At 72.6% G+C, this 19,819-nt stretch carries 19 protein-coding genes and 1 tRNA gene; 13 read left to right on the top strand and 7 right to left on the bottom strand.

Annotated elements, in window-relative coordinates:
* Both ABEE00_RS02120 and ABEE00_RS02115 read right to left on the bottom strand, forming a co-directional pair.
* A complete protein-coding gene (locus ABEE00_RS02120; RefSeq protein WP_345743413.1) occupies window positions 1–969 on the bottom strand; it encodes an SMI1/KNR4 family protein in 969 nt (322 codons plus the stop codon).
* A gap of 155 nt (window positions 970–1,124) precedes the next feature.
* Complete coding sequence (locus ABEE00_RS02115) at window positions 1,125–1,919, bottom strand: hypothetical protein (protein WP_345743412.1); 795 nt, start codon at window positions 1,917–1,919, stop codon at window positions 1,125–1,127.
* A gap of 268 nt (window positions 1,920–2,187) precedes the next feature.
* On the opposite strand from ABEE00_RS02115, the gene ABEE00_RS02110 reads away from it, so the two are divergent.
* A complete protein-coding gene (locus ABEE00_RS02110) occupies window positions 2,188–2,826 on the top strand; it encodes a YwqJ-related putative deaminase (protein ID WP_345743411.1) in 639 nt (212 codons plus the stop codon).
* Window positions 2,823–3,350 (top strand): SUKH-3 domain-containing protein, encoded by a 528-nt coding sequence (locus tag ABEE00_RS02105; protein WP_451918477.1) that lies wholly within the window; start codon window positions 2,823–2,825, stop codon window positions 3,348–3,350. Before ABEE00_RS02110 ends, ABEE00_RS02105 begins: the two co-directional genes overlap by 4 nt.
* Before the next feature lie 153 nt (window positions 3,351–3,503).
* Here ABEE00_RS02105 and ABEE00_RS02100 read toward each other — a convergent pair whose 3' ends face one another.
* Window positions 3,504–4,886, bottom strand: a complete 1,383-nt coding sequence (locus tag ABEE00_RS02100; protein ID WP_345743410.1) for a sensor histidine kinase — start codon at window positions 4,884–4,886, stop codon at window positions 3,504–3,506.
* 310 nt (window positions 4,887–5,196) lie between these two features.
* Here ABEE00_RS02100 and ABEE00_RS02095 point away from each other — a divergent pair.
* The 6 genes from ABEE00_RS02095 to ABEE00_RS02070 all read left to right on the top strand — a co-directional run bounded on the left by ABEE00_RS02095 (window position 5,197) and on the right by ABEE00_RS02070 (window position 10,225).
* Window positions 5,197–5,268: transfer RNA gene (locus ABEE00_RS02095), tRNA-Gln, on the top strand.
* A 199-nt stretch (window positions 5,269–5,467) separates the two neighbouring features.
* Window positions 5,468–6,949 (top strand): bifunctional UDP-N-acetylglucosamine diphosphorylase/glucosamine-1-phosphate N-acetyltransferase GlmU, encoded by a 1,482-nt coding sequence (gene glmU, locus ABEE00_RS02090; protein WP_345743409.1) that lies wholly within the window; start codon window positions 5,468–5,470, stop codon window positions 6,947–6,949.
* Between the two features lie 97 nt (window positions 6,950–7,046).
* Window positions 7,047–8,024, top strand: coding sequence for a ribose-phosphate diphosphokinase (locus tag ABEE00_RS02085; protein WP_345743408.1), 978 nt, complete (start codon window positions 7,047–7,049; stop codon window positions 8,022–8,024).
* Window positions 8,025–8,253: 229 nt separating this feature from the next.
* Window positions 8,254–8,832: a 50S ribosomal protein L25/general stress protein Ctc gene (locus ABEE00_RS02080; protein WP_345743407.1), complete on the top strand. Its 579-nt coding sequence runs from the start codon at window positions 8,254–8,256 to the stop codon at window positions 8,830–8,832.
* A gap of 124 nt (window positions 8,833–8,956) precedes the next feature.
* Complete coding sequence (gene pth, locus ABEE00_RS02075; RefSeq protein WP_345743406.1) at window positions 8,957–9,565, top strand: aminoacyl-tRNA hydrolase; 609 nt, start codon at window positions 8,957–8,959, stop codon at window positions 9,563–9,565.
* A 135-nt stretch (window positions 9,566–9,700) separates the two neighbouring features.
* Complete coding sequence (locus tag ABEE00_RS02070) at window positions 9,701–10,225, top strand: hypothetical protein (RefSeq protein ID WP_345743405.1); 525 nt, start codon at window positions 9,701–9,703, stop codon at window positions 10,223–10,225.
* 31 nt (window positions 10,226–10,256) lie between these two features.
* Here ABEE00_RS02070 and ppc read toward each other — a convergent pair whose 3' ends face one another.
* Window positions 10,257–12,944 carry a phosphoenolpyruvate carboxylase gene (gene ppc, locus ABEE00_RS02065; RefSeq protein ID WP_345743545.1) on the bottom strand — a complete coding sequence of 896 codons (2,688 nt, stop codon included), beginning with the start codon at window positions 12,942–12,944 and terminating at the stop codon, window positions 10,257–10,259.
* Window positions 12,945–13,393: 449 nt separating this feature from the next.
* Here ppc and ABEE00_RS02060 point away from each other — a divergent pair, with 449 nt between their 5' ends.
* Both ABEE00_RS02060 and ABEE00_RS02055 read left to right on the top strand, forming a co-directional pair.
* Window positions 13,394–14,422, top strand: coding sequence for an acyl-CoA desaturase (locus tag ABEE00_RS02060; protein WP_451918476.1), 1,029 nt, complete (start codon window positions 13,394–13,396; stop codon window positions 14,420–14,422).
* Window positions 14,419–15,087, top strand: a complete 669-nt coding sequence (locus tag ABEE00_RS02055; protein ID WP_345743404.1) for a TetR/AcrR family transcriptional regulator — start codon at window positions 14,419–14,421, stop codon at window positions 15,085–15,087. Before ABEE00_RS02060 ends, ABEE00_RS02055 begins: the two co-directional genes overlap by 4 nt.
* Before the next feature lie 72 nt (window positions 15,088–15,159).
* On the opposite strand, the gene ABEE00_RS02050 is transcribed toward ABEE00_RS02055, so the two are convergent.
* The 3 genes from ABEE00_RS02050 to ABEE00_RS02040 all read right to left on the bottom strand — a co-directional run bounded on the left by ABEE00_RS02050 (window position 15,160) and on the right by ABEE00_RS02040 (window position 17,113).
* Window positions 15,160–15,561: an RNHCP domain-containing protein gene (locus tag ABEE00_RS02050; protein WP_345743403.1), complete on the bottom strand. Its 402-nt coding sequence runs from the start codon at window positions 15,559–15,561 to the stop codon at window positions 15,160–15,162.
* A 251-nt stretch (window positions 15,562–15,812) separates the two neighbouring features.
* Window positions 15,813–16,223 carry a VOC family protein gene (locus ABEE00_RS02045; RefSeq protein ID WP_345743402.1) on the bottom strand — a complete coding sequence of 137 codons (411 nt, stop codon included), beginning with the start codon at window positions 16,221–16,223 and terminating at the stop codon, window positions 15,813–15,815.
* Window positions 16,224–16,234: 11 nt separating this feature from the next.
* Complete coding sequence (locus tag ABEE00_RS02040) at window positions 16,235–17,113, bottom strand: trans-aconitate 2-methyltransferase (RefSeq protein ID WP_345743401.1); 879 nt, start codon at window positions 17,111–17,113, stop codon at window positions 16,235–16,237.
* A gap of 74 nt (window positions 17,114–17,187) precedes the next feature.
* On the opposite strand from ABEE00_RS02040, the gene ABEE00_RS02035 reads away from it, so the two are divergent.
* The 3 genes from ABEE00_RS02035 to dgoD all read left to right on the top strand — a co-directional run bounded on the left by ABEE00_RS02035 (window position 17,188) and on the right by dgoD (window position 19,779).
* A complete protein-coding gene (locus tag ABEE00_RS02035; protein ID WP_345743400.1) occupies window positions 17,188–17,685 on the top strand; it encodes a MarR family winged helix-turn-helix transcriptional regulator in 498 nt (165 codons plus the stop codon).
* A gap of 123 nt (window positions 17,686–17,808) precedes the next feature.
* Window positions 17,809–18,576, top strand: a complete 768-nt coding sequence (locus tag ABEE00_RS02030) for an SDR family NAD(P)-dependent oxidoreductase (protein WP_345743399.1) — start codon at window positions 17,809–17,811, stop codon at window positions 18,574–18,576.
* A gap of 57 nt (window positions 18,577–18,633) precedes the next feature.
* A complete protein-coding gene (gene dgoD, locus ABEE00_RS02025) occupies window positions 18,634–19,779 on the top strand; it encodes a galactonate dehydratase (protein ID WP_345743398.1) in 1,146 nt (381 codons plus the stop codon).
* Window positions 19,780–19,819 lie beyond the last annotated feature (40 nt).

Here is a 19,819-nt window from a genome sequence, read left to right as displayed (position 1 = left end):
TCAAACCCGGACGGCGCGTGCGAAGCCGCCGTCCACCATCAGGTTCGCCACGGTCTCCAGCTCGGGCGGGCTGCCCGCGAGCCGCAGCAGAAAGTCGTCGAAGTCGGCGCCGCAGGGCCGCAGGAACCGCTGCACCCGCTCCTGCACGCCGAGCCCGTCCTGGTCCCGTACGTCGTCGTACGCGCAGAACCACACCGAACCCGTGCCCTCGCCGCGCACCTTCACCGCGACCAGGCCGCCCTGCACGAAGGCGACGCCGAGGTAGTCCTTGGTGAGGTGGTCGCGCAGGCACTTGTTGATGTAGACGAGGTCGTTGACCGCCGCGTCCTCGCGCACGGTGAAGAACGGCTGGTCCACCAGCAGTCCCAGCTCCGGGTCGAGCGCGACGCCGCGCGGCGCGCAGCCGCCGGCCGCCTTGAGGAAGGCGCGGTAGGCGCCGGGCAGCCGGTACCCCAGCTTCTCCTCGACCTCGGCGAGCTGGCCCTCGCTCACCGGCGGCTCGTGCGGCACCTCGAAGTGCGCGGGCTTGGTCTCCTGGAGCGGCCTGGTGCCGTTCTTGGCGTGGTCGACGGAGGCCGTCGCCAGCCCGCCGTGGTGCCGCAGCAGCCCCTTGACCTCGACGGGGACCAGCTCCATGCGGCGGCTGTGCGCCACGTGGTGCCAGGTCCAGCCGTGCGGCGTCGCGGACGGCGGCAGGTCGGACCACAGCTCGTGGCCCGCGGCGTGCAGCGCCGCGTTGGCCGAGACGAAGTCGGTCAGCCGCAGCTCGTCGCCGCCGAACCCCTCGGGGGGCTCGGCGATTTCGGCGGCGGCGCGCGCGTACGGAGTGAAGACCGGGAAGCCGTGCTCGTCCACCCGCACACCCTGCGGGTGCCGCGCGGCCCTCACCGGGTCCGGGAAGTGCACGACCTGTCCCGCGTAGGCCCGGTTCGGCGGTGCGGCGGTGGTCCCGCTCCCACCTGTCGTCATGGCGGTTGCCCCCTGCTGCGTCTGGCTGACAGACGACAGCCTATGCGCACCGGTCCGGGCCAGTCACCGGCCCTCTGCGGCCCGCCGACCCGCAGGACCGCACAACCGGCGGCGGACGTTCCGCGCCGCCCACCGCCGCCCGGCGCCCGCCGGGCTCAACCGCGCGCCGCGTCCGCCAACTTGCGGTACTGCTTCTCCAGCACCTTGTCGGGCAGCGGCTCCGGCTTGCCCGAGACGCCCACGGACATGAAGGTCGCGGTGGACTCCCCGGCCCGCACCACCGTGAACACGGTCGGCGAATCCTTCCCCTTCACGTCCTTCATCGTGAAACGCACCGCCTCGTCCCCCACCCGCGGCGAGGTGTTGGGCTCGACGGAAAGACGGGCCTTCTCCCCCGACTTCCCCGAGGCCGCCTTCCCCGTGGTCCCCGTGAACCGGCCGCAGCTCTCGACCGCGCGCTTCAGGTCGGCCAGCCACTTCTTCGCCTCACCCTGCTTGTACGAGGCGAGCAGCACCTGCTGCACGGTGCTCCCGGTCCCCAGGTCGCCCTTCAGCACGGTGCCGCTCACATACGCGGAGCGGGCGCGCTCGGGGCGCGAGTCCACGGTGTCCGTCACGGGAGCGCACTCCGGCTTGTCGGCGGAGATCGTGTTGCGCTCGGGCAGCGCGTCCTGCTGGTTGCGCTGCGCCCGGTACCCCCGCACGTCCCCGTCCTTGAGGAGCGCGGCGGCCAACTGCCCCTTGGCCAGCGGGCGTACGGAGGCCCCGCCGCCGCCCTGCTGCCCGCCGTTCTTCCCTCCGGTGGCGGTGCCCGCGCCACCGCCGTCGCCGCCACCTTGGCTACCGGCGCCGTCCCCGCCGCCCCCGCAGGCCGCGGCCGACATCGCCAGGAACGGCACCGCCACGGCGGCGGTGACCGCCCGGCGGAACCGGAAGGAGGTCCTTCGCATTGCGCAACTCCCGTCTCACGAGGACGCCGACGCCCACTGGGACGTGGACGCCCCGGAGCTCGTTCCGTACCACATCCGTCCACCACCCCCGTAGCACGGTGCGTGGAATTCCCTCACCCACCCGTGACACGACGGTCGGCATGATCGACTCTCCGGGCACACTGCATACTTGGCGCGGCCCCCCCGACGGCACACACGGCAAGCAGGACAGACCAGCAGGACGGGAACAACGCACCGCACAGGGGCCGCCCGGGGAGGAAACACGCACATGCAGCACACCGCACCACCACCAGACACGGAAGCCGCCGCCCCCGAGGGGAGCGCGGGCACGCACGCCGCCGGGGCCGGCACGGGGCCGGACGACGGCGCGGAAGCCGGTGCCCCGACCGGTTCCCCGGCCGGCGCCTCGGACCCGCGCGCGGCGTGGTTCAGCGCGCCCGCCGACACGGCGCCGGTGCCGCGGCACCGCAGGGACGGCATTCTCCCCGCCGTCGCGGCCGCGCTCTCGGTGCGCGGCGAGACCCTGACCTGCACCGGCAGCAAGAGCGACCGGCCGCCCGAACTGCATCCCCTGGTGCAGGACTTCCTGGACACCCTCACCACCGAGCACCGCGAGCGCTGGACCGGGCGGTGCCCGGAGACCGTGCTGCTCTCCCGCCACCTGACCGCGGCCGAGGCGGCGCGCGCCGGGAAGCGCTCGGGGCGCAAGCAGGGCAAGGCGCCCAAGCCGCTCACCCATACGGAGGCGAAGAAGGCGCTGAAACACGCCAAACTCACCGCCCGGCACATCCGCGAGGACGGCGATCCGCTGCACGGCGGCTACTCCCCGCCCTGCCGTAGCTGCACCGCGCTCCTCACCCACTTCGGCGTGCGGGCCGTCGTTCCCACGCAGGAGGAGTCCCGTTGAGCGTGCCGCGCGACCGCAGCGCCGCGACCACCACCCGCTTCCCCGTCGCCGTCGACGACGCGCTGCACGCCGCCGGATGGCAGCCGGGCCGCTGGGACATGCGGCAGGCCGAGCACTGGGCCGACACCCTGCGCGGGCACACCACCGCCGCCGGGCACCTGCACACCGTGCTGCCCTCGGCCGTCGAGGTATGGGCCGAGTTCGGCGCGCTCACCATCGAACCCACGGGCCCCGGGCGGCACATCGCGCCCACCGCGCTGCGCATCGACCCGCTCTCGGGGCTGCACAGCGCGCGCACCCTCACCGACCTGGGCCGCGCCCTGGACACCGAGGTCTGCCCGCTGGGCACCGAACTCGCCGCCGAGGACGGCTCGGACGCCGCGCTGCTCGCCGTGGACCGCGACGGCCGCGTCTACGGCCTCGACCACACCGGCGACTGGTACCTCGGCCCGGACTTCGACAGCGCGCTCTCCGCCCTGATCACCGGCACCAGACCCCAGCGCCTCACCCCGTACGAGGACTGAGCGCGACCCCGTACGAGGACTGAGCGCGGCACCCCTCCGTACGGGACCTGCGCCCCCTCCGTACGGGACAGACGCCCGCTCCGTAAGGGACCTGCGCCCGCTCCGTACGGGACAGGCGCCCGCTCGTGCGCGACAGGTGTCCGGTCGATCCGCTCAGTGCGTCTCCGCCGCCTTGCCGTCCGGGATCACGGCCGACACCCGGAAGCCGCCGTCCTCCGTGGGGCCCGAGACGAAGCCGCCGCCCAGCGCCGAGATCCGCTCCCGCATGCCGAGGAGCCCGTTGCCGCCGCTGGGCAGCCCCGCGTCGGCCGCGGCGCTGTCGGCCGGCGGCTCGTTCTCCACCCGCACCGCGACCTCCTCCTCGCGCAGGGCCAGCCGCACCCGCGTACGCGAGCCCGCCGCGTGCTTGTGCACGTTGGTCAGCGCCTCCTGCACCACCCGGAACGCGGCGCGCTCCACCTGCGGCGCATACCCCCGCCGCTCCCCCTCGACGGACAGCTCGACGGTCATGCCCGCGGCCCTGGACTGCTCGACCAGCCCGTCGAGTTCGCCGAGCGAGGCCCCGTCGCCCGCGCTCTCCTCTTCGTACGCGGCATCGCCCGGGGCTGCCCCGTCGGAGTCGGAGACGGGGCGCGCCCCGTCGGAAGAGGGGGACGGCGAGGCGTCGCGCTGCGGCGTCTGCGCGTGTCCGTCGGACGCGGCGGCGGGCTCCGAGCGCAGCACCCCCAGCATCGTGCGCAGCTCCGTGAGCGCCTGCCGGCCCATGTCGCCGACGAGCCCGGCGTTCTTCGCCGCCTTGGAGATGTCCTCGCGGGTCTCCGCCTTGGAGGTCACCGCCTGGAGCGCGGCCGCGTGCACCACCATGAGGCTCACCCGGTGCGCCACCACGTCGTGCATCTCCCGCGCGATGCGGGTCCGCTCCTCGTTGCGCGCCCACTCGGCGCGCTCCTCCGCGCGGTCGGCGAGCAGCGCCAGCTCGCGCTCCAGGCCGTCGGCGCGCTCGCGCAGCGACACCACGAGCCTGCGCCGGGCGCCCACGTACAGCCCGAGCAGCGTCGGCGGGGCCGTCATGCCCAGCGCCATCGACACCGAGACCAGCGGGATGAACCACGTGGGCGGGTTGAAGTCCGGGTCCTGCCCGATGCTCTGGTGCACCCGCACCAGCACGATGATCAGAGCGCCCAGCGCCTGCATCCCGGTGAGCAGCGCGATGATGCGGCGCGGCACGTCGGAGACCGCCAGCGAATACAGCCCCACGAGGCCCAGCAGCATGCCCATCTCGGTCGGCGTCACCGCGATCGACACCAGCACGACGGCGATCGGCCAGCGCCGCCGCAGCACCAGCGTCGCGCCGGCGAGCACGCCCAGCGCGATCCCGAAGGCCACCGGCACCCCGGCCTGCCGCGCGAAGCCGACCCCCTGCGCCGCGCACTCGGCGGCCGAGAGCACCGCCAGCGTCACGTCCAGCACCATGCCCCGCGGCCGTTCCCACCACCACGGCCCCGACGCGGCAGGCTTGTCCCCCGTCACGGTCATAGGGCCCAGCGTACGACCGCTGTCGACCGCTTATCCGGGAGAGCTCCGGAAGGTCCGATACCGCCGCTACGCGCGCTTCGGCCCCCGTACGGTCCGGCCCGCGCACCGCTCCGCACCCCGTACGGGAACGGGAGCCCACCCCCTGCGGGAACGCGGGCGCGCGTCACGGAGGTTGCCCTGCGGGCGGCCCGTCGGCGGCCCGCCGGCGGAAGCTGATCATTACCGTCGCATCGGGGGCAGGTGGTGCGGCATAGTATGGGGAGCCACCTCGGACCGGCGGGCGTCTTGTCCGGTTTGGGGTTGCTTGCTATCCCCTGTGGTGTAATTGGCAACACTGCGGTTTTTGGTACCGTCATTCCAGGTTCGAGTCCTGGCGGGGGAGCCCTTCCTGGCGGGGAGCCTTCGATTCCCCTTCTCCCGCGCTCCGCGCGCACCGGGGCCGCTTTCACACAGAGCCCCTGACCGGCACCTTCCCGGCGCGCCGGCGGCCCCTTCGACGGCGCCGCCCCCAACTCCCCCCATACCCCCCGGTATCCTGCGGGTGTCATCCCCCGGAACCCCAGTAGCCGAAGGGCACCCCCGTGAGCGCCAATCGCCCGGCAGCCGTCGTCGTCCTCGCAGCGGGTGAGGGCACCCGCATGAAGTCGGCGACCCCCAAGGTCCTGCACGAGATCTGCGGCCGTTCCCTGGTCGGCCATGTCGTCGCCGCCTCCCGCGCCCTGCGCCCCGAGCACCTGGTGGTGGTCGTCGGGCACGCGCGCGAGCAGGTGGCCGAGCACCTCGCCGACGCCGACTCCGGTGTGCGCACCGCCGTGCAGCACGAGCAGAACGGCACCGGGCACGCCGTGCGCACCGCGCTGGAGTCGCTGACGGAGGAGGGGATCACGCTGGACGGCACCGTGCTGGTGACCGTCGGCGACGCGCCGCTGCTGCGCGCCGAGACCCTCCAGGCGCTGGCCGACACGCACGCGGCCGACGGCAACGCGGTCACGGTGCTCTCCGCCGAGGTGCCGGACGCCACCGGGTACGGCCGCATCGTGCGGGACCCCGAGACCGGCGAGGTCACCGAGATCGTCGAGCACAAGGACGCCACCGAGGCGCAGCGGCACGCCATCCGGGAGATCAACTCCGGCGTCTTCGCCTTCGACGCGCGGCTGCTGGACGAGGCGCTGGGCAAGGTGCGCACGGACAACAGCCAGGGCGAGGAGTACCTCACCGACGTGCTCGGCATCCTGCGCGGCGACGGCCACAGGGTCGGCGCCTCGGTCGCCGGGGACCACCGCGAGATCGCCGGGATCAACAACCGCGTGCAGCTCGCCGAGGCGCGCCGCGCGCTGAACGAGCGGCTGCTGGAGGACGCCATGCTGGCCGGCGTCACGGTGGTGGACCCCGCCGCCGTATGGCTGGACGTCTCGGTGACGTACGAGCCGGACGCCGTCGTGCACCCCGGCACCCAGCTCCTCGGCGAGACCCACCTCGGCGAGGGCAGCGAGGTCGGCCCCAACACCCGGCTCACCGGCACCGCCGTGGGCGCGGGCGCCATGGTGAGCAACACCGTCGCCGACCACGCGGAGATCGGCCCGGGCGCCAAGGTCGGTCCGTACACCTACCTGCGCCCCGGCACCCGGCTGGGCTCGCGCACCAAGGCCGGCAGCTATGTGGAGATCAAGAACGCCGAGCTCGGCGAGGGCACGAAGGTGCCGCATCTCTCGTATGTGGGGGACGCCACGATCGGCGAGCAGAGCAACATCGGCGCGGCCTCCGTGTTCGTCAACTACGACGGGGTCAACAAGCACCGCACGTCGATCGGTTCGCACTGCCGGACCGGCGCGGACAACATGTTCGTGGCGCCCGTCACGGTGGGGGACGGCGCCTACACCGCCGCCGGCTCGGTCATCACCAAGGACGTGCCGGCCGGATCGCTGGCCGTCGCCCGCGGCCAGCAGCGCAACATCGCAGGCTGGGTGGCACGCAAGCGCCCCGGCAGCGCCGCGGCGCAGGCGGCCGAGGCCGCCGAGGCGGCGGACGCGGCGGACGGGCGGCAGGATCAGAGCGGCGCCTGAGCCGACTGCATCACAGCGGACCGGGTACGCCTCCGTGTGGAGCGGGGCGTACGGTTAAGTGGCAGGCACGCGCAGCGGAACTCAAGGAGACAGTGCAGTGACCGGGATCAAGACGACCGGCGAGAAGAAGCTGATGCTCTTCTCCGGCCGCGCCCACCCTGAGCTCGCGGAGGAGGTCGCGAAGCAGCTGGGTATCGGTGTGGTCCCGACCAAGGCCTTCGACTTCGCGAACGGCGAGATCTATGTCCGCTTCCAGGAGTCCGCGCGCGGCGCCGACTGCTTCCTGATGCAGAGCCACACGGCTCCCATCAACAAGTGGATCATGGAGCAGATCATCATGATCGACGCGCTGAAGCGGGCTTCGGCGCGGAGCATCACGGTGATCGTTCCGTTCTACGGGTACGCGCGCCAGGACAAGAAGCACCGCGGCCGCGAGCCCATCTCGGCCCGCCTGATGGCCGACCTACTCAAGACCGCGGGCGCCGACCGCATCCTCACCGTGGATCTGCACACCGACCAGATCCAGGGCTTCTTCGACGGCCCGGTGGACCACCTCTTCGCGCTGCCGCTGCTCGCGGACTACGTGGGCGCCAAGGTCGACCAGGACAAGCTCACCATCGTCTCGCCGGACGCGGGCCGCGTGCGCGTCGCCGACCGCTGGGCGGACCGCCTCGGCGCCCCGCTGGCGATCGTGCACAAGCGCCGCGACCCCGACGTGGCGAACCAGGTCACCGTGCACGAGGTCGTCGGCGACGTGGAGGGCCGGATCTGCGTGCTGGTGGACGACATGATCGACACCGGCGGCACGATCTGCGCCGCCGCCGACGCGCTGTTCGCGAACGGCGCGGAGGACGTCATCGTCACCGCCACGCACGGCGTGCTCTCCGGCCCCGCGGCCGACCGGCTCAAGAACTCCAAGGTCAGCGAGTTCGTGTTCACCAACACGCTGCCGACCCCGGGCGAGCTGGAGCTCGACAAGATCACCGTGCTGTCGATGGCGCCGACGATCGCGCGCGCCGTGCAGGAGGTCTTCGAGGACGGCTCGGTCACCAGCCTCTTCGACGAGCAGGCCTGACCCCCGCCGCACCGGGTCCCGCACCCGAGATCGATTTCCGGACGGCCTCCTTCGCCGCGTAGACTCTCCGAGTCGCTCGGCGAGGGAGGCCGTTTCCGTGTCGGCGGACATGTTCCGCAGGGGTACGGAAGGGCTCATCCGTTATCGACGCGCGCTCCTCGTAGCCGCTGGTCCGTGAACGGACCGAGTGACACCGCACGTTGACACCACGACTACGAAGGAGCGGGACATGGCTGACGTCAACCTCACCGCCCAGGTCCGCACCGAGTTCGGCAAGGGCGCCGCCCGCCGTCTGCGCCGCGAGGAGAAGATCCCCGCGGTCATCTACGGCCACGGCCAGGAGCCGGTCCACGTCGAGCTGCCCAGCTACGACATGATGATGGCCCTCAAGACCCCGAACGTCCTGATCAACCTGGACATCGAGGGCAAGAAGGAGCTGGTCATCCCCAAGGCCGTCCAGCGCGAGGCCATCCGCCAGTTCCTGATCCACGTCGACCTGCTCACCGTGAAGAAGGGCGAGCAGGTCTCGGTCGAGGTCCCGATCCACACCGAGGGCGACCTCGGCCCGGGCCAGAACCTGCTGGAGAACGTGTACGTGGCCCTCCCGGTCGAGGCCGAGGCCACCCACATCCCCGAGTCGATCGCCGTCTCCATCGAGGGCCTCGTCGCCGGCGACAGCGTCCTGGCCAAGGACGTGAAGCTGCCGAAGGGCACCTCGCTGGCCATCGACGGCGAGGAGCCGGTCATCCACGTGCTCGCCGCCAAGGCCGACGAGAGCGAGGAGGGCGAGGGCGAGACCGCCGAGTAACGGCGCCCGCTCTTCGCAGCATCCGACGACTGCCGCCGCGCGCCGCTGCCGCGCGGCGGCAGTCGTGTATGTGTGTACGGAAACCCGCAGAGACCATCCGACAGAGACCGTCAGAGGACCGGAGATGACGAGCAACGCGACCGCCCCTTCACCGTCCGACCCCTGGCTGGTGCTCGGCCTCGGCAATCCGGGGCCCGGCTACGCGGGCAACCGGCACAACGTGGGCTTCATGGTCGCCGACCTCCTCGCGCGGCGGATGGGCGGGAAGTTCAAGTCGCACAAGTCGCGGGCCCAGGTCGTCGAGGGCCGGCTCGGGACGCCCGGGGTGTCCAGCCACCGCGTCGTGGTGGCCAAGCCGATGACGTACATGAACCTCTCCGGCGGTCCGGCCACGGCGCTCCGCGACTTCTACAAGCTCCCGACCGAGCGGCTGATCGCGGTGCACGACGAGCTGGACATCGACTACGGGGTGCTGCGGCTCAAGCTGGGCGGCGGCGACAACGGGCACAACGGGCTGAAGTCGATCACCAAGTCGCTGGGCCGCGACTACCACCGCGTGCGCTTCGGCGTGGGCAGGCCGCCCGGCCGCATGCAGGTGGCCGACTACGTGCTCAAGGACTTCTCCGGCGCCGAGCGCAAGGAGCTCGACTACTTCGTGGACCGCGCGGCCGACGCGGTGGAGGCCCTGATCGTGGACGGCCTGGAGCGCGCGCAGACCACGTACAACACGTGAGGCGGGCGCGGACGGTGCCCGAGGCGCGGGGCACATAGCGCCTAAGCAGGGGTAAGTCCCGTAAGCCCGGGTATTGCGGGCCAAGCGGGATCCGGAGGTTGACCGTCCACACGTCCTTCACGAATGATCCCGTGCATGCCAAGGACCAAAACAGCCAAGCGCAGCAGGACCCGCCGTGCCGGGGAGAGCGCGTGGGGGCTGTTGCTGCTGCTCAAGCAGCTCTTCATGGCGCTGGTCGCGCTGCTGTTGATAGGCACGGGCGTCTGGTCGTCCTGGGGGACGGCGATGGCCGCGATGAACGGCGAGGAGCGCGGCACGCTCCAGGTCTCCAAGTGCGGCGAGGACGACTGCTGGGGCCGCTTCTCCCCCGAGCCCGGCAAGGGCGAGCCCCGCGAGAAGATCGTCATCTCCGGCACGGTCTCCGGCAAGCCCGGCGAGACCCTGAACGTGGCGGTGCGCAAGGACGAGGACGGCAAGACCCGTGCCGTGCGCACCGGGCCGGCCGGGATCCTGTACGCCTGGGTGCCGTTGGCAGGGTCGCTGCTGTTGTCGGCGCTGGTGGTCGCCGGGGGCCTGCGGATGCGGCGTACGGCCTGGGGGCTCGGCGCGGTGGGCGCCCTCATGATGGCGGGGGCGTGGGCGCTCCTGCATTTCGCGTGAGCACCCACGCCCCCGTAGAACCACCTGGGCGTCAGCCCGTGTTGCGCAGCCCCGCCGCGACGCCGTTGACCGTGAGCAGCAGCGCGCGGCCCAGCGTCTCGTCCGGCTCCTCGCCCTTCTCGGCCGCGGTGCGCTGGCGGTCGAGCAGCGCGACCTGGAGGTAGGAGATCGGGTCCAGATAGGCGTCCCGGATCTTGAGGGTCTGCTTCAGCACCGGGTTGGATTCGAGCAGTTCGCTCTCCCCGGTCACCCGCAGCACCTCGCGCACGGTCAGCGCGTGCTCCTCCTTGATGGTCTCGAAGACGTGCTTGAGCTCGTCGGGGACCAGCGTGTCCACGTAGTGCTGGGCGATCCGCAGATCCGTCTTGGCCAGCGTCATCTCGACGTTGGAGAGGAAGTTGCGGAAGAAGTGCCAGTGCTCGTGCGCCTCGGCGAGCACCGGGTCGAGCCCGGCCTCGCGGGCCGCCTTCAGCCCCGTACCCACGCCGAACCAGCCCGGGACGATCTGGCGGGACTGGGTCCAGCCGAACACCCACGGGATCGCCCGCAGCCCGTCCAGGCCCTTGCCGCTGTCCGGGCGGCGCGAGGGGCGCGAGCCCAGGTGCAGCTCGGCGAGCTGGTCGACGGGCGTGGAGGCGAAGAAGTACGCGGGCACGTCGGGGTCCTCGACGAAGCGCCGGTAGGCGCCGTGCGCCGCGTCCGAGACGGTGTCCATCGCGGCGTCCCAGCGGGCCAGCGCCTCGTCGGACTGGCGGGGCGCGGTGTGCAGCGCGGACGCCTGGAGGGTGGCGGCGACGGTGAGCTCCAGGTTTTCCCTGGCCAGTGACGGCACCAGGTACTTGTCGGAGATGACCTCGCCCTGCTCGGTCACCTTGATCTCGCCCTCCAGGGTGCCCCAGGGCTGGGCGAGGATCGCGTCGTGCGTGGGGCCGCCGCCCCGGCCGACGGTGCCGCCCCGGCCGTGGAAGAGCCGGAGCCGCACGCCGTGCCGGTGGGCCACGTCGCGGAGGCGGCGCTGGGCGCGGTGGATCTCCCACTGACTCGTCGTGATGCCGCCGAACTTGGAGGAGTCGGAGTACCCGAGCATGACCTCCTGGAGGTCGCCGCGGAGCGAGACCAGGCGCCGGTAGGAGGGGTCGGAGAGCATCGCGTCGAGCAGCTCGTCCGCGATCTTCAGCTCGTCGGTGGTCTCCAGCAGCGGCACGATGCCGATCTTCGCCCAGCCCGCGTGCAGGTCGATGAGACCGGCCTCGCGGGCCAGCACGGCGGCGGCGAACACGTCGTCCGCGCCCTGGCACATGGAGATGATGTAGGACTCGACGACCTCGGGCCCGAAGGTGTCCAGGGCCTTGCGCACGGTCTCGAACACGCCCAGCGTCTTGGCGCCCGCCGCGTCCAGCGGCGCGGGCGCAGGCGAGAGCGGGCGGCGCGAGCGCAGCTCCTTCGCGAGCAGCCGCTGCCGGTAGTCGCGGGGCATGTCCACGTACCGCCAGGACTCCTCGCCGAGCCGGTCGAAGAGCTGGCCCAGCGCGTGGTGGTGCGCGTCGGCGTGCTCGCGCACGTCCATCGTGGCGAGCTGGAGCCCGAACGCCGCGAGGGTCCGCAGCACCCGCTCCAGGCGCCCGTCGGCGACCAGCTCGCCGCGGTGCGCGCGCAGCGACTCCTGGAGCAGGGTCAGGTCCTCGACCAGCTCGCCCGTGCCCAGGTAGTCGCGGCCCGGCGCGTGCGGGATGCCCTCGGCCAGGCGCTCGCGGGTGTTGAGCAGCTTCTGCCGTACGCAGGTGGCCTTGAGGCGGTAGGGCTCCTCGGAGTTCAGCCGCTTGTAGCGCGGGCTGATCTCGGGGAGCCGCTCCAGGTCGCGCTCCAGCGAGTCGAGCAGCTCCTGCGAGGCGCCGCTGTTGCGGATGGAGTTGGAGAGCGCGCCGCGCAGCTCGTCGACCTGCTTGAGCGCCTCGGTGATGCCGTGCTCGTGCTGGAGCAGCAGGACGTCCCAGGTCACGGCCGGGGTCACATTGGGGTTGCCGTCCCGGTCGCCGCCGATCCAGCTCCCGAAGGTGAGCGGGCGGGTGCCCTGCGGGAGGGGCGCGCCCGCGCGCTCCAGCTCGGCGGCCAGGTCCTCCAGCACGTCGCCGACGGCGCCGCTGTAGAGCTCGTCCAGGTAGTAGACCGCGTTACGCGCCTCGTCCGCCGGCTCGGGACGGGCCACGCGCAGCTCGTCGGTCTGCCATACGAGGTCGATGTTCTCCGCGAGCCGCAGATCCGTGCGGCGGCGCTCCGCCGGGTCGGTGCTCTCCAGCAGCTCTGCGATCTTGCGGAGCTTGGTGAGCACCGAGCGGCGCGCGGCCTCGGTGGGGTGCGCGGTGAAGACGGGCCGCACCCCGAGGTTGCGCACCGTCTCCTTCAGGTGCTCGGGGTCGGCGTCCTTGAGCATGTCCGCGGTGCGCGAGAGGTTCCCGCCGTCCTCGGCCCGGCGCTGCCGCAGCTCGTGCCCGCGGTGCACCTGCTCGGTCACGTTCGCCAGGTGGAAGTACGTGGAGAAGGCGCGCACCAGCTTGGTGGCTGTGGGCAGGTCGGTCTGCCCGAGAAGGGCAGCCGCCGCCTCTCCGTCGCTGCGGGTCAACGCGCGCACGCGCTCCACCAGGTCGAGGAGCTCGGGGCCCTCCTGGCGCACCAGGGTCTCGCCGAGCAGGTCGCCGAGCCGTCGGATGTCGGCTCGCAGCGCGGTCGTCCCGTCGGCGGTGTTTCCTTCCTCGCGGGCGGCGTCGGCGACGCCGTTCCCCCCGGACTGCGCGCCCGGTCCGTTCTGGCGCTGAGGGCTGTCGGCACTGCTCACAGGTGCGGCTCCTTGCAGCTTTTCCTTGCGGCTTCGCTTCTGACAGGTCGCGGACCGCGCTGTCCGGCGCGCACCCAGGATATGCGGCGGGCTTCAGCGCGCCGCCGGGCGTCCGCTGTGTGGTCACGGGTACGCCGCCGCGGCCGTGCGGCGCCGCTGGACCGCACGGCGCCGTGTGGTCATGCGGGTGAGGCGGGTACCCGCCGCGCACCTCCCCAGGTGCTCCGCGGGTACGCATCCCCACCGCACCCCTTGATACGCCTGTAAGGGCTGCCATACTTACGACTCCGTAGGTTACGGCACCGTAGCCTGCCCCGGTCTGAAGAGGGACACCTATGGCCACTAGTCCGGAGCTGCTCGACAGCGCCCCGAACTCCGACACCGCTGACGCGAAGGGAGCGCCCGGTGCGGCGTCGCCCGGCGCCCCGGACGGCGCGATGCCGTCCGCGACCCTGGGCGGCGAGAAGCGCCGCTCCGTCGAACAGATCACCCTGCTGCTGTTCATCACCGTCCCGTTCGTCGCCCTGCTCGCGGCGGTGCCGCTGGCCTGGGGCTGGGGGGTGAGCTGGCTCGATCTCGGTCTGCTCGTCTTCATGTACTACCTGGGCTGCCACGGCATCACCATCGGCTTCCACCGGTACTTCACGCACGGCTCCTTCAAGGCGAAGCGGCCGCTGCGGATCGCGCTGGCGATCATGGGCTCGATGGCGGTCGAGGGCCCGCTGGTGCGCTGGGTGGCCGACCACCGCAAGCACCACAAGTTCTCCGACGCCGAGGGCGACCCGCACTCGCCGTGGCGCTACGGCGAGGACATCCCGGCCCTGATGAAGGGCCTGTGGTGGGCGCACGTGGGCTGGATGTTCGACGAGGAGCAGACCCCGCAGCACAAGTACGCGCCCGACCTGATCAAGGACCCGGCGATCCGCCGCGTCTCCCGCCAGTTCGTGCTGTGGACGGTCGTCTCGCTGCTGATCCCGCCGCTGGTCGGCGGCCTGGTCACGATGTCCTGGTGGGGCGCGCTGACCGCGTTCTTCTGGGGCTCCCTGGTACGCGTCGCGCTGCTGCACCACGTGACCTGGTCGATCAACTCCATCTGCCACGCGGTCGGCAAGCGGCCCTTCAAGTCCCGCGACAAGTCCGGCAACGTGTGGTGGCTCGCGGTCCTGTCCTGCGGCGAGTCCTGGCACAACCTGCACCACGCGGACCCGACCTGCGCGCGGCACGGCGTGATGCGCGGCCAGATCGACTCCAGCGCCCGGCTGATCCGCTGGGCCGAGCAGGCGGGCTGGGCGTACGACGTGCGCTGGCCGAAGGCGAACCGTATCGACTCCCGCCGCAAGGAGACGACGGCCGAAGCGGCATGATGGAACCCGTGCCGACCGACGAGACCAGCACCCCCGCACCGAAGAAGCGCACCCGCCGACGCATGACCGGCAAGGAGCGCCGCGAGCAGTTGCTGGACATCGGCCGGAAGCTCTTCGCCGAGCGCGGGTTCGAGGGGACCTCGGTGGAGGAGATCGCGGCCAAGGCCGGGGTCTCCAAGCCGGTGGTCTACGAGCACTTCGGAGGCAAGGAGGGCCTGTACGCGGTCGTCGTCGACCGCGAGATGCGGGCCCTCCTGGACATGGTGACGGGGGCGCTCACCGGGGGTCATCCGCGTGAGCTGCTGGAACAGGCGGCGTTCGCCCTCCTCGACTACATCGAGCAGGACACCGACGGCTTCCGCATCCTGGTCCGCGACTCCCCCGTGGCCCAGTCCACGGGCAACTTCGCCTCGCTCATCTCGGACATCGCCACGCAGGTCGAGGACATCCTCGGCCGCGAGTTCAAGTCCCGCGGCTTCGACCCGAAGCTCTCGCCGCTGTACGCGCAGGCGCTGGTGGGCATGGTCGCGCTCACCGGCCAGTGGTGGCTGAACGCCCGCAAGCCGAAGAAGGCCGAGGTGGCCGCGCATCTGGTCAACCTGGCCTGGCACGGCCTCGACGGCCTGGAGCAGAAACCGCGCCTGATAGGCCACAGGAAGAGCTGAGCGCTCCTCCGCAGAACGACCGCGAACGCCCCGGCGCCGATGGCACCGGGGCGTTCTTCATGCGCGTGAGGCCTACAGGCTGCCCAGCCTCTCCAAGGGGAACGGCGGCTGGGCCAAGGGCCGGACCGCCAGTCTCGTCAGGGGCAGGGCGTTGTCGTCCGCCGCCGTGCGGTTGGCGTGCAGGACGCCGCAGTGGGTGCAGCGGTGCACGAGGACCCACTCGCCGTCGCCGCGTACGGAGATGGCCAGCGGCTCCATGCGGGCGTCGCAGTCCGCCGCCCTGTCGCCCGGCGTGGAGTCGACGTGCCGGCTCCACAGGCAGGTCGGGCAGTGGTTGCGGTGGCTCGTGCCGGGCGCGGACATCGGGACGTCCAGGCCGCAGTTGAGGCACCGGAAACTGGTGGCGCGCGCCTCGCCGCGTGCGCGCCGCGAGGTGTTGCGCGCGGAAGCGCGCGAGGTGTTGCGGGTGGTCATCGGAGTACGACTCCTGGTGGATGTGGAGGGCCATGGCGGTGAGTGCCATCCCGCACCGAGGAGTTCGTGCCGGCGGGTGCCGTCAGCGGGTGCTGCGCGGCACCGTCGCGGAGCGCCTTCCTCGGATACGGGAACGGGTCCGCGGGGCCCTGGGCATACAACTCCACCTCGTCCTGCAGTCGGGATGCCGTACGGGACGCCCGTACGGCTGCCTCGATGAAAGCCCGGCGCACAGGGCCGGGGCAACCGAATTACGGGCGCCCGGGCGCCGGTCCCGCCAGAGGCTCCAGGAACTCCAGCCGGTTGCCCACCGGGTCCTCCGCGTAGAAGCGGCGCTGCCCCGGGAGCGCGTCGTCCCAGGTGACCGGCACACCGGCGGCCGCCAGGCACCCGGCCAGCGCGTCCAGGCCCGCGGCCCTGATGCCCGGGTGCGCCTTGCGCGCGGGACGGAACGGCGCCTCCACCCCCAGGTGCAGCACCACGTCGCCCGCCGCGAACCAGCAGCCTCCGCGCGCCGCGAGCACCGGTGGCTTCGGCAGCTCGGTCATGCCCAGCACGTCCGCGTAGAAGGCCCGCAGCAGGGGCTCCGCGCCTTCGGGAGCCGCCAGTTGCACGTGGTCGAGGCCGAGCAGCGCCCAGCCGCCCCGGTCGGCCCCGCTCATCCCCGTACCGCTCATCCCCGTACCGCCACCACGAAGATCCGGCGGAACGGGAACGGGGTGCCGTACGGGCGGCGCGGATAGGCCTCGCGCAGCAGCTCCGCGTACTCGGCGACGAACTCCTCGCGCGCCTCCGGGTCGTCCTCCAGCGCCGTGAACACCGGGCGCAGGGCCGTGCCGCGCACCCAGTCGAGCACCGCGTCCTCGCCCGGCAGCAGGTGCAGGTACGTGGTCTCCCAGGCGTCCACCTCGCAGCCGAGCGGGGCCAGCGCGGCGCAGTACCCCTCGGGGCCGAGCACGGGCTCACCGCGTACGCAGCCGCCCAGGCGGTCGCGCCAGCGCGGGCTCGTGCACAGGCCGGCCAGCAGCGTGTGGCTCGGCGCACCGAAGTTGCCCGGCACCTGGAAGGCGAGCACGCCGCCCGGCGCGAGGGAGTCCACCCACGCGGGGAAGAGGCCGGTGTGCCCCGGCACCCACTGGAAGGCGGCGTTGGAGAAGAGCAGGTCGAAGCGCTCGCCGGGGCCCGGCTTCCAGGCCGCCAAATCGGCCTGCCGGAAGTCGAGTTCGCCGCCGCCCGCCGTGCGCCCCGCGTGCTCCGCCGCCTCCGCGAGCATGGCGGGCGAGCTGTCGTACCCGGTCAGCCGCACCCCCGGCCAGCGCTCCGCGAGCGGCAGGCTCGGTCCTCCGGGTCCGCAGCCCAGGTCCGCGATGCGCGGAGCGGGCTCGCCGGGCAGCTCCGGTACGCGGGCGAGCAGCTCGTGGAGGGGGCGGGCGCGCGGCGCCGCGTGCCGCAGGTACTGTTCCGGGTCCCAGGTGGCGGAGGGTGCAGGAGCGGGCGAAGACGCGGAGGCTGATCCGGACGGGGGCCCGGACCCGGCCCGTGATGTGGTCATGGAAGCCAGCCTGATACCCGATTTCCCTTGACGTCAAGAGACTTCACGTCGACACAACTACTACACTGCTCCTCATGGAGGACGAGGTCGATCGACTGGTGGCGGCTTGGCGCCGGGAGCGCCCTGACCTCGACGTGGAACCGCTCGAGGTCCTGAGCCGCGTCAGCAGGCTCGCGCGCCATCTGGACCGTGCGCGCCGCATCGCCTTCTCCGAGCACGAACTGGAGCCCTGGGAGTTCGACGTGCTGACCGCGCTGCGCAGGGCCGGTACGCCGTACCAGCTCTCGCCCGGCCAGCTCCTCACCCAGACCCTGGTGACCTCGGGGACGATGACGAACCGCATCGACCGGCTGGCGAAGAAGGGCTTCGTGGAGCGGCTGCCCGATCCCAGCGACAGACGCGGCGTGCTGGTGCGGCTGACCGCCGAGGGCAGGGACAGGGCCGACAGCGCGCTGGCCGGACTGCTCGCGCAGGAGCGCGCGATCCTCGCCGAGCTCTCCACCGCGCAGCGTGCCGAACTCGCGGGGCTGCTGCGCCAGCTCACGGCCCCGTTCGACAACATCCCGACCTGAGTCGCGAGCGGCGGGTCCGCGGCCGCCCGGCGTGACCGGCGCATACCGGCGCTCCGGCGCACATCGCGGACACCCCGGACGAGTCATGGTCATGCGCTGTGCCCGGCGCTTAGCATGCGGCGCATGGGTGGACGCGCTGGGCGCTTCGAGGACCGGACCGTCATCGTCACCGGAGGAGGCGCCGGGATCGGCGCCGCCGTGGCGCACCGGATCGCCGAGGAGGGCGGCGCGGTCGTCATCCTCGACAACGAGGAGGAGGGCGGCCACCGCACGGCCCGCGAGATCACCGCCTCCGGCGCCCGCGCCGCCTTCGTGCTCGGCGACGTGACCGACGAGCCCGCGTGGGAGCGGGCGGTGGGCACCGCGCACGAGGGCTTCCAGCGGCCGGTCGACGGCCTGGTCAGCAACGCGGCGCTGATGCGCCCCGGCACGGCCGAGACACTCTCGCTCGCCGACTGGGAGGCCCAGCTCGGCGTCAACCTCACCGGCGCCTTCCTCGGCGTGCGCGCCTGCCTGGACGACCTGCGCGAGCGGCGCGGCTCCGTGGTGCTCACCTCCTCGGTGCACGCGCAGTTCGGGCTCCCGGGCCGGCCCGCCTACGCCGCGACCAAGGCCGGGCTCACCGGCCTGGGCCGCCAGCTCGCCGTGGAGTACGGGCCCGAGGTGCGGGTCAACTGCGTGCTGCCCGGCCCCATCTGGACCCGCGCCTGGGACAAGGTCGGCGAGGAGGACAGGCGGCGCACCGTGGAGCAGACGGTCGCGGGGCGGCACGGGAGCCCGGACGAGGTGGCCGCGACCGTGGCCTTCCTGCTCTCCGAGGACGCCTCGTACGTCACCGGGCAGAGCCTGTTCGTGGACGGCGGCTGGAGCATCTACAAGACGTCCGCGTAAGACCGGGTCCCTGAGCCGCCCGAGCCCCCTTGAGCCCCCACCCGAGGAGGAACTCCCTTGCGCATCGCCCGCGTCGAGACCTTCGCCGTGCCGCCGCGCTGGCTGCTCTGCCGCATCGAGACCGACGAGGGGCACGTGGGCTGGGGTGAGCCGGTCGTCGAGGGCCGGGCCGCCACGGTGCGCGCCGCGGTGCGGGAGCTGGCGGAACAGTTCCTGGTGGGCGCCGACCCCCTGCGGATCGAGGACCACTGGCAGCTCATGACCAAGGGGTCCTTCTACCGGGGCGGCCCGGTCCTCTCCAGCGCCGTCGCCGGGCTCGACCAGGCGCTCTGGGACATCGCCGGCAAGCACTACGGGGCGCCGGTGCACCGGCTGCTGGGCGGCCCCGTGAGGGACTGGGTGCGGGCTTACTGCTGGGTCGGCGGTGACGAGCCGTCGGAGCTGCGGGACGCGGTCGCGGCGCAGGTGGAGGCCGGGTTCACGGCGGTGAAGATGAACGCGAGCGGCCGCGTGAGCCCGCTGCCCACCGTGGCCGAGCTGCGCGGGGTGGCCGAGCGCGCCGCGGTCGCCCGCGAAGTGCTCGGCGAGGAGCGGGACTTCGGGGTGGACTTCCACGGGCGGTTCACCGTGGCGGGGGCGCGCCGCGCGGCTGAGGTGCTGGAGCCGTACGGGCCGATGTTCGTGGAGGAGCCCGTGCTGCCCGAGCACACCGCACTGCTGGAGCGGGTGACCTCCTCCACCACGCTGCCGGTGGCGACGGGCGAGCGGCTGTACTCGCGCACCGACGTGCTGCCCGCGCTCCAGGCGGGCATCGGGGTGCTCCAGCCGGACCTCTCGCACGCCGGGGGGATCTCGGAGGTGCGGCGGATCGCGGCGCTCGCCGAGACCTTCGGTGTACAGATCGCGCCGCACTGCCCGCTGGGCCCGGTCACCCTGGCCGCCAGCCTCCAGGTGGCCTGCTGCACCCCGAACTTCCTGATCCAGGAGCAGAGCATCGGCATCCACTACAACACCGGCGCCGAGCTGCTCGACTACGTCGCCGACCGGGAGCCGTTCCGCTTCCACGACGGTCATCTGCGCAGGCCGGAGGGGCCAGGGCTCGGCGTGGAGATCGACGAGAAGGCCGTGCGCGCTGCGGACGGCGCCGACGGCTGGCACAACCCCGTGTGGCGGCACGCCGACGGGTCCTTCGCCGAATGGTGATCCGGTAGCACGCTGGGACGGGCGTCTCCGTACCGGCAGC

Source organism: Streptomyces odontomachicola (assembly GCF_039605595.1).
Lineage (GTDB): Bacteria > Actinomycetota > Actinomycetes > Streptomycetales > Streptomycetaceae > Streptomyces.
This window is presented reverse-complemented; position numbering and strand designations above follow the sequence as displayed.

What these genes read in the sequence shown, in the direction of transcription:
- ABEE00_RS02120 (WP_345743413.1), bottom strand. Translation starts at nt 969, where the DNA reads ATGACGACAGGTGGGAGCGGGACCACCGCCGCACCGCCGAACCGGGCC.
- ABEE00_RS02115 (WP_345743412.1), bottom strand. Translation starts at nt 1,919, where the DNA reads ATGCGAAGGACCTCCTTCCGGTTCCGCCGGGCGGTCACCGCCGCCGTG.
- ABEE00_RS02110 (WP_345743411.1), top strand. Translation starts at nt 2,188, where the DNA reads ATGCAGCACACCGCACCACCACCAGACACGGAAGCCGCCGCCCCCGAG.
- ABEE00_RS02100 (WP_345743410.1), bottom strand. Translation starts at nt 4,886, where the DNA reads ATGACCGTGACGGGGGACAAGCCTGCCGCGTCGGGGCCGTGGTGGTGG.
- ABEE00_RS02080 (WP_345743407.1), top strand. Translation starts at nt 8,254, where the DNA reads ATGGCTGACGTCAACCTCACCGCCCAGGTCCGCACCGAGTTCGGCAAG.
- pth (WP_345743406.1), top strand. Translation starts at nt 8,957, where the DNA reads ATGACGAGCAACGCGACCGCCCCTTCACCGTCCGACCCCTGGCTGGTG.
- ABEE00_RS02070 (WP_345743405.1), top strand. Translation starts at nt 9,701, where the DNA reads ATGCCAAGGACCAAAACAGCCAAGCGCAGCAGGACCCGCCGTGCCGGG.
- ABEE00_RS02060 (WP_451918476.1), top strand. Translation starts at nt 13,394, where the DNA reads ATGGCCACTAGTCCGGAGCTGCTCGACAGCGCCCCGAACTCCGACACC.
- ABEE00_RS02055 (WP_345743404.1), top strand. Translation starts at nt 14,419, where the DNA reads ATGATGGAACCCGTGCCGACCGACGAGACCAGCACCCCCGCACCGAAG.
- ABEE00_RS02050 (WP_345743403.1), bottom strand. Translation starts at nt 15,561, where the DNA reads ATGACCACCCGCAACACCTCGCGCGCTTCCGCGCGCAACACCTCGCGG.
- ABEE00_RS02045 (WP_345743402.1), bottom strand. Translation starts at nt 16,223, where the DNA reads ATGAGCGGGGCCGACCGGGGCGGCTGGGCGCTGCTCGGCCTCGACCAC.
- ABEE00_RS02040 (WP_345743401.1), bottom strand. Translation starts at nt 17,113, where the DNA reads ATGACCACATCACGGGCCGGGTCCGGGCCCCCGTCCGGATCAGCCTCC.
- ABEE00_RS02035 (WP_345743400.1), top strand. Translation starts at nt 17,188, where the DNA reads ATGGAGGACGAGGTCGATCGACTGGTGGCGGCTTGGCGCCGGGAGCGC.
- ABEE00_RS02030 (WP_345743399.1), top strand. Translation starts at nt 17,809, where the DNA reads ATGGGTGGACGCGCTGGGCGCTTCGAGGACCGGACCGTCATCGTCACC.